Annotated in this window: 11 protein-coding genes; all 11 read right to left on the reverse strand. The window is 64.7% G+C overall.

What is annotated here, in order from left to right:
• Nucleotides 1-194 precede the first annotated feature (194 nt).
• Entirely contained in the window at nt 195-956 is a 762-nt protein-coding gene (locus J1G37_RS15005; RefSeq protein ID WP_207042891.1) for a PIG-L family deacetylase, read from the reverse strand.
• A 177-nt stretch (nt 957-1,133) separates the two neighbouring features.
• Nucleotides 1,134-1,793, reverse strand: coding sequence for a glycosyltransferase (locus J1G37_RS15010; RefSeq protein WP_207042893.1), 660 nt, complete (start codon nt 1,791-1,793; stop codon nt 1,134-1,136).
• The gene (locus J1G37_RS15015) at nt 1,790-2,389 is read right to left on the reverse strand and encodes an SAM-dependent methyltransferase (RefSeq protein WP_207042895.1); all 600 of its coding nucleotides are present in this window, start codon (nt 2,387-2,389) and stop codon (nt 1,790-1,792) included. Before J1G37_RS15015 ends, J1G37_RS15010 begins: the two co-directional genes overlap by 4 nt.
• Nucleotides 2,386-3,144, reverse strand: a complete 759-nt coding sequence (locus J1G37_RS15020; protein WP_207042903.1) for a PIG-L family deacetylase — start codon at nt 3,142-3,144, stop codon at nt 2,386-2,388. The genes J1G37_RS15015 and J1G37_RS15020 overlap by 4 nt, the downstream gene beginning before the upstream one ends.
• Nucleotides 3,141-4,139 (reverse strand): acyl-CoA dehydrogenase family protein, encoded by a 999-nt coding sequence (locus J1G37_RS15025; protein ID WP_207042910.1) that lies wholly within the window; start codon nt 4,137-4,139, stop codon nt 3,141-3,143. Before J1G37_RS15025 ends, J1G37_RS15020 begins: the two co-directional genes overlap by 4 nt.
• A gap of 1 nt (nt 4,140) precedes the next feature.
• Nucleotides 4,141-6,300, reverse strand: coding sequence for a glycogen debranching protein GlgX (gene glgX / locus J1G37_RS15030; protein ID WP_124527633.1), 2,160 nt, complete (start codon nt 6,298-6,300; stop codon nt 4,141-4,143).
• A 177-nt stretch (nt 6,301-6,477) separates the two neighbouring features.
• On the reverse strand, nt 6,478-6,711 hold the full coding sequence (locus J1G37_RS15035; RefSeq protein ID WP_207042911.1) for a DUF2934 domain-containing protein: 234 nt from the start codon (nt 6,709-6,711) through the stop codon (nt 6,478-6,480).
• A gap of 24 nt (nt 6,712-6,735) precedes the next feature.
• Nucleotides 6,736-9,468, reverse strand: a complete 2,733-nt coding sequence (locus tag J1G37_RS15040; protein WP_207042912.1) for a malto-oligosyltrehalose synthase — start codon at nt 9,466-9,468, stop codon at nt 6,736-6,738.
• Nucleotides 9,465-11,549 (reverse strand): 4-alpha-glucanotransferase, encoded by a 2,085-nt coding sequence (gene malQ, locus J1G37_RS15045; RefSeq protein ID WP_207042914.1) that lies wholly within the window; start codon nt 11,547-11,549, stop codon nt 9,465-9,467. Before malQ ends, J1G37_RS15040 begins: the two co-directional genes overlap by 4 nt.
• Complete coding sequence (gene treZ, locus J1G37_RS15050) at nt 11,546-13,291, reverse strand: malto-oligosyltrehalose trehalohydrolase (protein WP_207042915.1); 1,746 nt, start codon at nt 13,289-13,291, stop codon at nt 11,546-11,548. The genes malQ and treZ overlap by 4 nt, the downstream gene beginning before the upstream one ends.
• Nucleotides 13,292-13,310: 19 nt before the next feature.
• Nucleotides 13,311-14,864: a glycogen synthase GlgA gene (gene glgA, locus J1G37_RS15055; RefSeq protein WP_207042916.1), complete on the reverse strand. Its 1,554-nt coding sequence runs from the start codon at nt 14,862-14,864 to the stop codon at nt 13,311-13,313.
• Nucleotides 14,865-15,024 lie beyond the last annotated feature (160 nt).

Genomic DNA, 15,024 nt, shown 5'->3' on the forward strand with positions numbered 1-15,024 from the left:
CCGGTTCGGTCCAGACCATGACAACGTTATGCACGATACGGATCGGGGGTTACCTGATCAAAAACACCGGCCAATGCAAGGGGTTGGCATGGGTTTCTCGACTGCATCTCAACCTGTGCAGCACGCTTGCACTTTAGTCATGCCTTGCGCATACCGCCACTGTCAGAAATAACAGGTGTAGACCAGTTGCGGGCCTAGGCAAAAATGATTTCATAGGGCTCGCGCATGCGCTCCAGCAGCACCTGGGCGAGCATCGGCGCCAGGCCGATCTCGGGGTCGCCGGCCAGTTGGCTGGCATAGGCATGGGTGGCGTGCAGCTTGCGCGCCACGCTCCAGGTGTCCAGGCGCACCTTGCGCGCCCGTTGCCAGGGAATCATCGAGGTTTCCCGCGCCGGCCAGTGCCATGCCCAGATCGGCAGTTCGTAATGGCGGGCGCCCACCAGGCTGCAGGCTTTGGCGCTGGCGCGGCCGACCACGTCATGGTCGTCATTGCCGTCGTTGCGCCATGTGCTGAACACCACATCCCCCGGTTGCAGGTAGCGCGCGATAAATTGACTCAGCGGTTGTTCGCGCGCGGCCAGGGCGTTGTCGCAAAAGCCGCCGCGAATCCACTTCAAACTGTGCAGCGGCATGCCCAGGCGGCGCAGGGCCTCGACGCTTTCCTGGGGGCGCACCACACTCAAGCGGCTCGCCGGCCACACATGGGAACCGGGATGGCTGGCGCTGCCATCGGTGACCGAGATCAATTGCAGCGGGTGGTCGAGGGTGCTGAGCAGTTGCAGCAAGCCGCCGCAGGCCAGCACTTCATCGCCAGGGTGCGGGGCAATCACCACCACCCGGGCGCCCGGTGGTACCAGCTTGGACGGATGGATGACGGGGATTTGCGCCAGTTGCGGCGCGCTGTTCCAGATTTGCGCCGGGCCACGGCGGCCTTCGCTTAAGGAGGCAGGCTTCATGGGTGTCACGTCCTTGTCGGTGAATGCGGGTCGTACCCCGTTGACGGGACGACGCTCTTTTATTCACCACAGGCTCCGCTGTGGTGATTGCGCGGCACTCCAACCCTGGATTGCCCGCAAGGCGTCCTCAGCATAGTCAAGGACTGGTCGCTTTTACATCTTGTAATGTCGTTTTTTTCACGGGGCGTGCATCAGGGTCTTCAAGTAATCGCCAAAGCCGCCCTCGGCGCGGCAATCGAGGCGGGCACTGGTGATCACCTGCGGGGAGTGGCTCCAGGCAATGGAGGCCCCGCAGCGCTCCAGGTTGCGCACCAACTGCACATCTTCATGGCAGGCCAGTGGCTCGAACCCGCCGGCCCGCACATAAGCCCCTGCACTCATGCCCAGATTGGCGCCGTGCACGTGCCGGTGCCCGTCGCGGGCTTGATAGGCCTGGTGATAGCGGATCTGCGCGGCCGGATCGAAGCCTTCACTCCAGGCGTCTACGGTGACCGTCCCACACACGGCCTCGACCCCTAGCGCCAATTGCGCCACCAACCAGTCCGGTGCAACGCGGCTGTCGGCATCCGTGCAGGCAATCCACCGCGCGCCTTGGTTCAACAAGTGCCGGGCGCCGATACCGCGAACCCGCCCCACATTGCGTGCCTGCACGGACAGGCTGTGCACCGGGTACGCCTGGGCAATCTGCGCACTGCTATCACTGCAACTGTCGAGCAGCACCAGGACCTGTACCTGTTCGCCCAATAGACCGGGGTGGTTGGCGGCGATCACTGCGGCCTTCAAGCATTCCGCCAGCAAGGCTTCTTCGTTATGCACGGGAATCAGCACGCCGATCATTGCAGGCCCTCGCGTGTCGCCACCGAACGGCCGTCGCGGCTCCAGAGATCGAGCAGGAAATCGGCTTCGTGATGGCTCACCACCCGCGCCATTCCCAAGCGTTGCGCCAGCACGGCATGCACCTGGTCCGCCGTTTGCGGGCACCCTTCGATGGGCGGGCGCCAGTGGCAGGCGAGCAGTTGCCCGTCGTCGCTCAGCGAGCCGAGGGCGTGCTCGATTAACCGGTGCAGGTCCGCTACGTCGAGGTAGTAACACCACTCGCTCAACACGATCAGGTCGAACCGTTCGCTCGGCCATTGTTCGGGCAAGCGCGCTTGCTCGACACGAGCCTGGGGTAATCCGAGCAAGCGGTTGCGCGCCAGTGCGACGGCGGCAGCCGCCGTGTCGCAGCACAGCAGGCGATCACAGCGTGGCGCCAGCTCGGCGCTCAGCTCGCCATTGGCGCAGCCGGGTTCGAACACCGAGGCGTAGCGTGGGCGCGTGAGTATTGCCAGGGTCAGTGCGCGTTTGCGGCGCTCGTACCAGCGTTGGCGAAAGGCCCAAGGGTCGTCGTTACCGGCAAACAACTGGTCAAAATACGGCGTGGCCACGCTCATACAAACACCACTTCGAACGGTTGCAGCAAACGTTCCACCACATACGGCGGCAAGACCGCAGGCAAGCCGATCTGCGGGTCGCCTTCCAGTTGGCTGGCAAACGCGTGGATCGCATGGCGTTTGCGCGCCACGGTTGCACTGGTCAGCGGGATTTTGCGCGCGCGGTGCCAGGGCAACTGGCTGCCGTCGGGGGACGCCCAATGCCAGGCCCACACCGGCAGCTCATATAAACGCGCGCCGACGGCCTGCGCTGCCACGGCGCTGGCGCGGCCCACGGCTTCGTGGTCGCAATGGCCGTCCTCACGCCATGTGGCGAACACCACGTCCGTGGCCTTGAGATGGCGCTGGATAAACGCCGCGAGTTCATCCTCGCGGGCGGCCACCTGGCTGTCGGCAAACCCTGCGCGCAACCATTTCAGACTGTGCAGGGGCAGGCCAAGGCGGTGCAGGGCCTGGGCCGACTCTTGCGGGCGCACCACATTCAGCCGCTCCACCGGCCAACGGCGCGAGCCCGGGTGGCTGGCGCTGCCGTCGGTGACGGAGATCAACTGCAGGGGCCGCCCCAGCGCAGCCAACCCTTGCAACAGCCCACCACAACCGAGCACTTCATCATCCGGGTGCGGCGCGATAATCACCGCACGACACCCCTCGGGCACCAATTGCGCAACGCTGATGTGGGCCAGTTGCGCCAATTGCGTGGATGCCTGCCAACGGTGTAGCGGCGTGCCCTGGCCAACAATCGGATTGGGTTTCATAACTGCCACCTCCCTGTGGGTGCACCGACCACGCTTTCACCCAGCGCAGCCAGGTCGCGTTCGGCATGACTCTGACGGACATACACCGGCAGGTCCGCCATCAACTGCGCAAAGTGCGCATCCTTGCAGTACGGGCCCGCGCCGACGGCGCGACCGACGTGGCGGATCACTTGCTCCACGGCGTCCTCGACACACGCGCGGGCCAGTTGCGCCCATGGCTGGGCATTGGCCAACGGTTGCTGATCCACCTGCTGGGCCGATGCGCGCAACACGCAGGCCGCACTGTGCAGGGCACTGTCCACCGCGCCCAGATGGGCGAGGGCATGGGGCTCCGGGCGTTGGGTGCAGTGCGCACGCAGCGTTTCAGCCAGGCGCTGCGCGGCGCCGTACCAGCAGGCGGCAATGCCGATCCCGCCTTGCCAGAAACCGGGGCGCGCGAGGTAATCCCCCGGCCCGCCGACCGCCATGCCTGTAGCGCCACTGAACACAATCTCGACACTGCCCGTGGCCGCCATGCCCACGGCGTGCCAGCCCGTGTCCGTCACCGTGACGCCCGGTTGGTCCATGGATACGGCGACCAACTGCTGTTCATCCGCCTCATTCCAGGCGGTCAACAACCCATGGCTGACCACCGCCGCACCGGAGCACCAGGCCTTTCGCCCCTCGACGACCCAATGCTGGCCGTCCCGACGTACGCGGACCTTGGCCGTCGGCGGCTCGGCGGCCCACATGCCCCAGGTGCTGCCCGACGGCGGCAGCGGGCCATGCAGTTCGGCGATGATCGCCAAGGCGTCGGTGTGCCCCTCAAACAACTTGCACAGGCTCAGGTCATGGCCTGCGACCTGGGCCAAACGGCTGAAGCGCTCCAGGGTTTCGCCGCTGCCCGGCAGTGGCAGGCAATCGAGTTCTTCACGTTGAAGAACCTTCAGTGCCTCGCCGAGGGCCTGGGTGTTCCCATAGCGCCCGCTGCCCTGGAGGAATCCATGGAGCGTCATGTCACACCTCTTCCGAGTGTTGCAGTTCGAACAGCAGCAGTGAGCGGCCGGTCACGGCGTACTCGTGATCAAACTCGAAGCGTTCCTGGCCACGTACCGAGGGTTGATTGGTATCGACCATGCAGGTCCAGAACTCGCCTTCCGGCACCGGCGGCAGGCGGAAATTGACCATGTCATGGTGAGCATTCACCACCAGCAACAAGGTGGCGTCGGCACCCGGGCGGCGGATCCCGGTTTCCTGTGCGCGCCCATCCATCAGCATGCCCAGGCAGCGGCCATGGCTGTCATGCCATTGCTCGGTGGTCATTTCGTTGCCGTCCGGGGCGAGCCAGGTGACGTCTTTGACGCCGATGTCTTCGTTGTAGTCGCCCACCAGGAAGCGCCCACGGCGCAGGATCGGGTAGGCCAGGCGCAGCTTGATCAAGCGTTTGACGAACTTGAGCAGGGCCTTGCCATCGTCGTCCAGGTCCCAGTTGACCCAGCCGATTTCGCTGTCCTGGCAATAGGCGTTGTTGTTGCCGTGCTGGGTGCGCGCGAACTCGTCACCCGCCACCAGCATTGGCGTGCCCTGGGCCAGCAACAGGGTGGCGAAGAAGTTGCGCATCTGGCGCAGGCGCAGCGCGTTGATTTCCGGGTCGTCGGTGGGGCCTTCGACGCCGTGGTTCCAGGACAGGTTGTTGTTGCTGCCGTCCTGGTTGTTCTCGTCGTTGGCCTCGTTGTGCTTGTCGTTGTACGACACCAGGTCATGCAGGGTAAAACCGTCATGGGCGGTGATGAAGTTCACCGAGCTGTAGGGGCGACGCCCACGGTGGTTGAACATCTCACCGGAGGCGGTCATGCGCGCGGCAAAATCGGCCAGTTGGCCGTCATCGCCTTTCCAGAAGGCGCGCACGGTGTCGCGGAAACGGTCGTTCCATTCCACCCAGCCCGGTGGGAAGTTGCCCACTTGATAGCCACCGGGGCCGCAGTCCCAGGGTTCGGCGATCAGTTTGAGCTGGCGCAAGACCGGGTCCTGGCGGCAGGCCACGAGGAAGCTGTGGCGCTCGTCGAAACCGTCGCGGTAACGGCCGAGGATGGTCGCCAGGTCGAAGCGGAAACCGTCGACGTGCATCTCGTTGGCCCAGTAGCGCAGGGAGTCGGTGACCATTTGCAGCACGCACGGGTGGCTCAGGTCCAGGGTGTTGCCGGTGCCGGAATCGTTGATGTAGAAGCGCTTGTCATCCGGCATCAAGCGGTAGTAGGAGGCGTTGTCGATCCCGCGCATGGACAAGGTCGGGCCGCGCTCGTTGCCTTCGGCGGTGTGGTTGTAGACCACGTCGAGGATCACTTCGAGTTTCTGCTCGTGCAGGTGCGCGACCATCTCCTTGAACTCGGCGATCTTGCCGCTGGCCAGGTAGCGCGGGTCGGGGGCGAAAAACGCGATGCTGTTGTAGCCCCAGTAGTTGGTCATGCCTTTTTGCAGCAGGTGCTGGTCATTGACGAAGGCATGCACGGGGAGCAGTTCCACGGATGACACGCCGAGCTGGCGAATGTGCTTGAGCACATCGTCTTCCATCAACCCGGCGCAGGTGCCACGTACTGATTCACCCACCGAAGGGTGGCGCATGCTGATCCCGCGCAAGTGGGTTTCATAGATGATCGTGCGGTCCCAGGGCACGCGCACCGGTTGGTCGTTGCCCCAGGTGTGCGCCGGGTCGATGACCTTGCACTTGGGCACGAAGGGCGCGCTGTCGCGTTCGTCGAAACTGAGGTCATCGTCGGGGTGGCCGATGGTGTAGCCGAACAGGGCCTCGGACCATTTGAGTTCGCCCACCAGCTGTTTGGCGTAGGGGTCGATGAGCAATTTGTGGTGGTTGAAACGGTGGCCGTTGGCCGGGTCGTACGCACCGTACACGCGGTAGCCGTAGATCAGCCCGGGGTGGGCGTCGGGCAGGTAGCCGTGGAAGGTTTCGTCGGTGTATTCGGGCAGTTCGATGCGTTCCAGCTCGACCTCGCCGGTATCGTCGAACAGGCACAGTTCGACCTTGGTGGCGTTGGCCGAGAACAGCGCGAAGTTGACGCCCAGGCCATCCCAGGTGGCGCCGAGGGGGAAGGGCAAACCTTCACGAATCCGCGACGGCTCGTTTGGGGGCGTCGGTGGGGTTTTGTCGGGTTTGCTCATGGGGGTGCTCCTGCAAAAGGGTTTTCTCGAGGCGAACGCCGCCTGGCTGACAGTGGTCAGGTCAATACTGGATTCAGAGTGAATGGCGTCCCCTGTGGGAGCGGGCTTGCCCGCGATGGCGGCGGTACATTCAACATCGCCATCGCGGGCAAGCCCGCTCCCACAGGGGATCGCTGTTTAGCTGGCCGGCTTGCGCGGTGCCTTGGGTTTTTTCTCGGCGGGCGGCTTTGGCTTGGGTGGCGCTTTCGGCTTGGCCGCCGCCTTCGCCTTGGGCTTGCTCGGCGTCAAGGCTTCAGCCTCCGCCAGCTTGCGCGCCATCTCCCAATGGCGGGTGTCCTGGCCATGGGGTTTGCCTTCCGACTCCCAGATCTGATGGGCCAGTTCCCGTATGCGTTTGTCTTCAGTACTCATCGCAATGCTCCTCACAGAAAATTTTCAGCTTTCTTGATCATCAGGATTGATAAAGACATTGACCGGGAAATCCCCCAGGGCAGTGCTCAGCGCCAGCTCCTTGTTTGGTGTGACTGCGCCTGTGTGGAAAAGTCCCTTCCATTTTTGTGCCGTGGCGGCGAACGGTAGTGCGACCCGCGTATCGCCCCAAACCTGCGCATCGATCCGGGGCTGAACACCGTTTTCAAGCAAGTGATGGGGCCAGCGTGGCACCACCACCACGAGGTGTTTGCCCTGATATTCACGGGCGAACGCGACAACGTGTGCGGCGTGTTTGCCCAGTACTTCCAGCGGCAGGTAGCCGCCGCTGCGAAACAGCCCGGGATGGGCCTTGCGCAAGGCCAATGCCTGGGCGATCACGGCCTGTTTGATACGCCCGTCACGCCAGTGCAACAACAGTTCGCCGATGTCCGGTGGAGTTTGCAGCGCTTGTTGCCGTGCGTTGAAGTCCACTGGGCGACGGTTGTCCGGGTCCACCAGGCTGAAGTCCCAGAACTCGGCGCCCTGGTACAGGTCCGGTACACCCGGCACGGTGATGCGAAGCAAGGATTGCGCCAGCCCGTTGATCGCGCCAGCGCGGGCGATGACCTCGGCGGCGTCGCCAATGGCCGTGCGCAGCGCATGGCCAGCATCGCTTTGCAGCAGGCGGGTGAGGAAGGCTTCGACGCCTTGCTCATAGGCCTCGTTGGGTGCGCTCCAGCTGCTGTGTAACTTGGCTTCGCGCAGGGCTTTTTGTTGCCATTGCCAGAGACGCGATTGATAGTCGGCGAAGTCTGCGTCCAGCGGCCAGCTACCCAGCAGCACTTGATAGAGGATCAATTCATCGCCCGCCGAAGGGCTGCTGGCGTCTCGGCGCAACGGAGCGGCCAGACTGCGCCAATGCTCCACCTGCTGCGCAAACCAAGGCGCGCATTCGCTGAGCACCGCCAACCGCGCACGGCTGTCTTCGCCGCGTTTGTGGTCATGGGTGGCGGTGGCCAGCAGGTTGTCGGGGAAACTGTGCAGGCGTTGGCGGTTGGCCTCGTGGAAGTCGGCCAGCGGCGCGCTGAACTGTTCGGTGCTGAAGCCCACATCGTTGCGCGACAGCAGCACCGCCGAGCGATAGAACGCAGTGTCTTCCACGGCCTTGGCGGCGGCGGGCGAGGTCAGTTGCTGGAAGCGCACGCAGGCATGCTTGAGGATCTTGCGCTCACGGCCCACCGGGCGATCGCGCCACGGCTGGCCGCCGAGCCAGTTGGCCAGGTGATCAAGCACCGGCCAGTCGCCTTCGCCCAAGGTGCTGCGGGCACCGTCCATGGCTTGCTGGAACAGTTTGTCATCGGCGGCGCTGCGGCCACGGGCGCTGATATAGGTGCGGTACACCGGAAAGTGCACGATCAGCTCCTGCAAGGCGCGACGGATCGCGCCGAGGGTCAGGTCGCGGGTCATCACATCGTCGCGGGCCACTTGCAACAGGGCCTGGGCCACGCTTTCAAAGTCGCCGCCGAGGGAGCCATTGAGGATTTGCTGGCGGGCCAGCCGCGCTTCTTCGATAAACGCCGAGGGGCGCTCGCTGTGGCGGCTCCACAGTTCGGCCAGCGGGGCGAAGCCGTCGGGGTGATGTTGCAGCAACGACAGCTGGTTCATGAATTCGTAGCCGGTGGTACCGTCCACTTGCCAGTCTTCGCGCAGGGTTTCTCCTTCGCCAAGGATCTTCTCGACAAAGATCGGCAAGTGCCGCCCTGGCGCCAATGCGTCGACGCGCCTGCGCAGCTTGCGGCAATAGCCCCGTGGGTCGGCCAGCCCGTCGATATGGTCGATGCGCAAGCCGTCCACCAAGCCTTCGCTGATCAATTCGAAGATCTTGCCGTGGGTGGCTTCGAAGACGGCGCTGCGTTCGACCCGCAGGCCGCCCAGCTCGTTGACGTCGAAGAAGCGCCGCCAGTTGATATCGTCCGCCGCCGTGCGCCAACTGGCCAGGCGGTAGGCTTGTTGTTCCAGCAGATGGTGCAGGCGCTCGAAGTCGAATGTGGCGAGCTGCTGCTCAATGGCGTGCAGCACCGGCGCGTCAGTGGCGCGCTCGGCCAACGCCTGCTTGAGCCACGCGGCCTCGTGGTAGGCAGCGTCCTGGTCGGCCAGTGCGCTGAAGCGTTCGGCCATGGGCTTGAGCAAGACCCCGGTGCCGAGGATCTCCGCGTAATCTTGTGGGCAGATCGGAAAGCGGTGCTCGTAATGCGCGACATAAAACGCGCCGTGGGCTGCATCAAACTGCAGGGTCACGCTGCCGCTCTGCAAGGCTTCGCCGTAGTCGCTGCCGAGAAAAGGCATGAGCAATTGGCCCTTGAGCAGTGGGTCCGGCGAGTGCCACTGGATATCGAAGAATTCGCTGTAGGGGCTCAAGCGTCCCCATTCCAGCAGGTCCAGCCACCACGGGTTATCCGCGCCGCCGACGGCCATGTGGTTGGACACGATATCGAGGATCAGCCCCATGTCGTGGGCCCGCAGCGCCGCTACCAGACGGCGCAAGGCCGCTTCACCGCCCAGCTCTGGATTGACCTGGGTTGGGTCGACCACGTCGTAGCCATGCATGGAGCCGGCGCGTGCACTGAGCAGCGGCGAGGCATACAGGTGGCTGATGCCCAGCGCGGCGAAGTAGGGCACCAGCGGCACCGCGTCATCCAGGGTAAACCCGGCGTGGAATTGCAGGCGTTGGGTGGCCCGTAGCGGCAGGTGTTTCATCGGTCACGCTCGTGGGCCTGGTTGCGCGCCACGGCCAACAGTTCCAGGCGGCGGGCGGCGCCGGCATTGTCGAGCAGGCTGGAGGCTTCGCCCGCCAGGCGTCGGCGCCAATTCGGGTGGGTGTCGAGGGTGCCGGGCAGGTTGGCTTGTTCCTCCACGCCGAGGGCATCCTCCAGCGGCAGCAACACCAGCGGCGCACGGGTGTGGCCGAGGTAGCGCACGCTGGCGTCGATCATATGGTCGGTGTCGTTGCGGATCTCATCGACGAAGTTCTGCGGGTCCTGGCTTAAGGCTTGGCGCAGCGCCTGGCGTTCGCGCAGGCGGTGTTCGCTCCATTGTTCCACGGTGGGGGCGTCGATCAGGCCCAGTTGGATATTCCACTCGATATCGCGGCTGTGCCACCAGCCGTTGAGGGTCGGCAGGTCGTGGGTGCTGGTGGTAGCGAGGGCGTTGTCCGGCCAGTCGAGGATGGGTTTGAACTGGCCGTCGTGGCCTTGTTCGAACAGCAGCACGCGCATGCCGAGAATCGAGCGGCCGCTGAGTTTCTCGCGCAGGCCGTCGGGCACGGTGCCGAGGTCTTCGCCGAGGACGATGGCTTGGTGGCGGTGGGATTCCAGGGCCAACAGGCGCAACAAATCGTCCACCGGGTAATACAAGTACGCGCCTTCACGCGGCGAGGCGCCCATGGGGATCACCCACAGGCGTTGCAGGCCCATCACATGGTCGATGCGCAAGCCACCGGCATGGGCGAAATTGGCCCGCAGCATCTCGATAAAGGCGCGGAAACCGTTGCGTTTGAGGCCTTCGGGGGAGAACGCGGAAATGCCCCAGCCTTGGCCTGCGCGGTTGAGGATGTCGGGGGGGGCGCCCACGGTGAGGTTGGCGAGCAGCTCATCCTGGCGGCTCCACGCCTGGCTGCCACCGCCGTCGGCGCCCACGGCGAGGTCGGCGATCAAGCCGACGCCCATGCCGCTGCCACGGGCAGCCTGTTGTGCGCGTTCGAGGCTGCGTGCGATCAACCATTGGCTAAAGGCGAAGAAGCCGATCTCGTCGCGGTGTTCCTCGGCGAACTGCGCAAGTGCCGGGCTTTGCGGGGTGCGCCACGCTTCGGGCCAGTGGCGCCAGTCGAGGTCTTCACCAGCGGCGGCGCGCAGGGTTTGCACGGCTTCGAAGCGGCAGTGGTTTTCCAAGGCCTCGCCGCCGGCCTGACGGAAGCTGAGGAAGTCGGCGTGTTGCGGATGCCCGCCGTGGCGGAAGTCTGCATACAGCGCGCGCAACAGTCGTTGCTTGGCTTGGGCGGCGGCGGGCCAGTCGATCAGGTCGAGTTGTTCCAGGCGGTGCAGCTCTTCGCTGAGGCCGAGGGCTTCAATCGCGTTACGCACTTCGCGCTCGCCGAGGATGCACGCGGGCGAGGCGTACAGGCTGTTGAGGAACAAGCGACTGGACGGTGAATAGGGGCTGTAGCGTCCGGTGTCGGCGCTGAACATCGCGTGCATCGGGCTGATCGCCAGGGCATCGGCACCGCGTTCGGCGGCGGCACGGGCCAGGTGTTCCAGGGCCAGGGTGTCGCCGAAACCTCCATCGCCCAGGCGGCGCAGGGCATAGAGCTGGGCGCTGAGGCCCCAGGCGCGGGCAGGGTCGCTGTTGACGGCTTCGGCCACGCTGTAGCAGTGGGTGGGGGCGACGGCGAGGGTGAAGGCCTGGTCGGCGATATGCACCTGGTGGTAGCCGAGGGCGATGACGCCGGGCAGTACCGCGTCGCCGTCGAGGCGCAGTTCCAGGGTTTCACCGTCTTCCAGGCTGACCCGGCACAGGGTGTCTGGCTCGAAGTAGCGCGCCAGGTCGAGGCCGGCGCCGCTGTCGATGGTCATCAAGGGTGGCAGGTGCTTGGCGTGTTGCACCTGCTCCAGTTGCAGCAGGCTGGCGTCGATCTCGGCGTCGCTGTCGGCCGGGTGGCCCAGGCCTTTGAGAACCGCGCGCAATGCGTCGGGTTGTACACGTTGCGGGCGGCCATTCGCGTCGATCCAATCGACGGCCAGGCCCGCTCGGCTGGCGAGGATTTCCAGGTTCGCTTCGCTCAAGGGTGCTCTCCAACAGGGGATAGGGTGACGCGTGCGCTGTAGGGCGGCAGTTGCGCGCCTTGGTGCGCAGGCGTTTCGAATAGCAGGTGGGTGCTGGCGGGATGATCGAGGGCGGTGGCACTGAGGTTGAGGTCGATCTGCAACAGGCTGCCGTTGCCCAGGCGCCAGCGTGCGCTGACAGCGCCGTCGGCCAACACCTGCGCGCCCAGTGCCACGCTGCCGGGTAGGTGCGGCACCAGGTGCTGATGGCGCAGGCTAAGCAGATGTCGATAGAGATCGCTATGTTCGCTGGCGGCAAACGTGGGGGTCGATTGGGCAAAGGTCGCTGGGGCGTTCGGATCGGGAATGCGTGCGCGCAGCGCCGGGTCGTGGAACGCGGCGAAGTCGGCGAACTCGTTGCGCCGGCCTTCGCGCACGGCGTCGGCCAGTTCGCCGTGGTGGTCGGTGAAAAACAGGAACGGCTCGCTGGCGTTGACCTCATCGCCCATGAACAGCAGCGGGATCATCGGTGACAGCAGCAACAAGGCGGTCGCGGCGCGCAGTGCCTGGGGCGAGCACAGTTGATGCAGGCGCTCGCCGAAGGCGCGGTTGCCGATCTGGTCGTGGTTCTGCAAGAACAATACAAAGGCGCTGGGCGGCAGGTGGGCGCTGGGTTCGCCGCGCGTGTGGCCGTGCCGGGTGGTTTCGCCTTGGTAGATAAAGCCTTCTCCCAGGCAGCGCGCCAGTTTGGCCGTGGTGTCGCGGGCGAAGTCGCTGTAGTAGGCGTCGGTTTCGCCGGTGAGCAACACGTGCAGGGCGTTGTGGCCGTCGTCGTTCCATTGCGCGTCGAAATCATGCTCCAGCAGGCTGGCCTGGTTGAATTCGTTTTCCAGCACCAGCCAGACGTGACGGCCGATATCCACTTGCTGGCGCACGCGCTGGGCGAGGGTTTGCAGGAAACCGGGGTTGTCGATGGCGTGCACGGCGTCCAGGCGCAGGCCGTCGAAGCGGTATTCCAGCAACCACATCAACGCATTGTCGAGGAAGAAGTCGCGCACTTCGCGGCGCTCGAAATCGATACCGGCGCCCCACGGCGTGTGCACGTCTTCACGAAAAAAGCCCTGGGCGTATTGGCCGAGGTAGTTGCCGTCGGGGCCGAAGTGGTTGTAGACCACGTCGAGGATCACCGCCAGGCCGTGTTCGTGGGCGCTGTCGATCAGGTGCTTGAGCTGCTCGGGTGTGCCGTAGGCGGCGTGGGGGGCGTAGGGCAGCACGCCGTCGTAGCCCCAGTTGCGTTCGCCGGGGCATTGCGCGAGCGGCATCAATTCAATCGCTGTCACACCCAATTCGGCCAGGCGCGGCAGGTGTTGCTCCACGCCGGCGTAGCCGCCCAGCGCGCCGACATGCAGCTCGTAGATCACCGCTTCATGCCATGGCCGGCCTTGCCACTGGCTGTGGCGCCAGGGGTAGGCGAGCGGGTCCACCACCAGGCTCCAGCCGTGTACGTCCGAGGCCTGGGCGCGGGATGCGGGGTCGGGGACATCCCGTTCCCCGTCGATATTGAAGCGGTAGCGGGTGCCTGCGGGGCAGGCGATTTCGCTTTCAAACCAGCCATCTGCCTGGGGCAGCATGGCGACGGACTTGCCGTGTTCCAGTTCAACGCTGACGTAATACGCATCTGGCGCCCACAAGGCAAAACGCGTGTGTTGCGCGTCCAGCATGATTGCGCCGTGGGGCCAGGTTTCCAGAGTCCGTGACGGCATCTATAGAGACCTCCCGTATTTATTTAGCGGATTTCCCCAGGGCCTTGGCCACCAGTTGTTCGTACAGGTGGGCGTAGGGTTCCACCGCCTGGCACCAGTTGAAGGGTTGGGTCATGGCGCGGCAACGCATGGCATTGAGCAGGCGCGGGAAGGCGAAGACCTTGAACGCGCGGCTCAGGGCTTCCTGGTAGCTGTCCACGGTGGACTCGTTGAACAGGAAACCGGTGACGCCATCCTCGATGGTGTCCGCCAGCCCGCCGGTGTTACGCGCCACCGGCAGCGAACCGAAGCGCTGCGCGTACATCTGGCTCAGGCCGCACGGCTCGTAGCGCGACGGCATCAGCAGGAAATCGCTGCCGGCGAACATGCGCCGGGCGTCGGTTTCGTTGAAGCCGATGCGCACACCGATCTGGCCGGGAAAGCGCAGGGCCAGTTCACGCATGGCTTGCTCTTCTTCCGGTTCGCCACGGCCGATAATCGCGATCTGGCCGCCGTGTTCGACGATAAAGCTGGCAACGGCTTCGGTGAGGTCCAGGCCTTTCTGATAGACCAGGCGCGACACCACGGCAAACAGCGGGCCGCTGGAGTCGTCCAGGCCGAACAGGTTGCGCACATGAGCCGCGTTGATCGCCTTGCCGTCCCAGTCGCCGATATTGAAGTTGTGGGTCAGGTGGCTGTCGGTGGAGGTTTCCCAGCTTTCATCGATGCCGTTGGGGATGCCACTGAGCAGGCCTTGCTGGGTCTTGCTGGCGAGGAAGCCATCGAGGCCGCAGCCGAATTCGGGGGTGGTGATTTCCTGGGCGTAGGTCGCGCTCACCGTGGTGATATGGCTGGAATACGCCATGCCGGCCTTGAGGAACGACATCTTGCCGTAGAACTCCATGCCTTCCTGTTGCAAGGCGTGGGGCGGAATGCCCAGCTCCGGCGTCGAAGCGAGGCTGACCACGCCTTGATAGGCCAGGTTATGAATGGTGAACAGGGTCGGCGTGCGTGACCCACGCCAGTGCATATACGCCGGGGCCAGGCCCGCGGGCCAGTCGTGGGCGTGCACCAGGTCCGGGCACCAGTGGATCTGCGCGAGGTTGGCGGCCATGTCGGCGGCGGCCAGGCCGAGGCGGGCGAAGCGGATATGGTTGTCCGGCCAGTCGCGGCCATTGTTGGCGCCGTAGGGTGTGCCTTCGCGCTCGTACAGCTCGGGGCAGATCAGCACATAGATGACCAGGCCATCCTTGAGGTCCATGCGCCCGATCTTGCACGGCGGCAGCGCAGCGTGGCCGCCCAGTTCGCCGATGATGTGGATCGGGTTGTCGCTTTCCATCACTTGCGGGTAACCGGGGATCAACACGCGCACATCATGCAGATGGGCCATGGCGCGGGGCAGGGCGGCGGAGACGTCGCCCAGGCCGCCGGTTTTCACCAGGTCGGCGAATTCGGAGGTGACGAACAGGACTTTCTTGCGGTTGGGATTCTGACTCACGACCGGCCGCGAAGTGGCTGGCAGATCGATCAATGAAGACCCCTCTACCGGCTGACTGACACGCTCTCCCTGAACATCTACAGCGGCACTGATCATAGTTCTCTCCCACATGTTGGTTGGCTAATGGCCCGCTGCCATCAGCTCCGATGACCGCTTCCTGCGGTCAGGCGCACAAGCACTGTACAAACTGGCAAGGCGTATGCCAGTTGCACGTTAAGCTCGAAAAGATTGGATAGACGGGCGTTTGGTGTGAACC

The sequence above is a fragment of the Pseudomonas sp. Marseille-Q1929 genome, assembly GCF_017316265.1.
Lineage (GTDB): Bacteria > Pseudomonadota > Gammaproteobacteria > Pseudomonadales > Pseudomonadaceae > Aquipseudomonas.

Excerpts from the sequence above, each read along its gene's own strand:
- treZ (WP_207042915.1), bottom strand. The coding sequence starts at position 13,291 with ATGCCGTCACGGACTCTGGAAACCTGGCCCCACGGCGCAATCATGCTG.
- J1G37_RS15035 (WP_207042911.1), bottom strand. The coding sequence starts at position 6,711 with ATGAGTACTGAAGACAAACGCATACGGGAACTGGCCCATCAGATCTGG.
- glgX (WP_124527633.1), bottom strand. The coding sequence starts at position 6,300 with ATGAGCAAACCCGACAAAACCCCACCGACGCCCCCAAACGAGCCGTCG.
- J1G37_RS15040 (WP_207042912.1), bottom strand. The coding sequence starts at position 9,468 with ATGAAACACCTGCCGCTACGGGCCACCCAACGCCTGCAATTCCACGCC.
- J1G37_RS15015 (WP_207042895.1), bottom strand. The coding sequence starts at position 2,389 with ATGAGCGTGGCCACGCCGTATTTTGACCAGTTGTTTGCCGGTAACGAC.
- glgA (WP_207042916.1), bottom strand. The coding sequence starts at position 14,864 with ATGATCAGTGCCGCTGTAGATGTTCAGGGAGAGCGTGTCAGTCAGCCG.
- J1G37_RS15020 (WP_207042903.1), bottom strand. The coding sequence starts at position 3,144 with ATGAAACCCAATCCGATTGTTGGCCAGGGCACGCCGCTACACCGTTGG.
- J1G37_RS15005 (WP_207042891.1), bottom strand. The coding sequence starts at position 956 with ATGAAGCCTGCCTCCTTAAGCGAAGGCCGCCGTGGCCCGGCGCAAATC.
- J1G37_RS15025 (WP_207042910.1), bottom strand. The coding sequence starts at position 4,139 with ATGACGCTCCATGGATTCCTCCAGGGCAGCGGGCGCTATGGGAACACC.
- J1G37_RS15010 (WP_207042893.1), bottom strand. The coding sequence starts at position 1,793 with ATGATCGGCGTGCTGATTCCCGTGCATAACGAAGAAGCCTTGCTGGCG.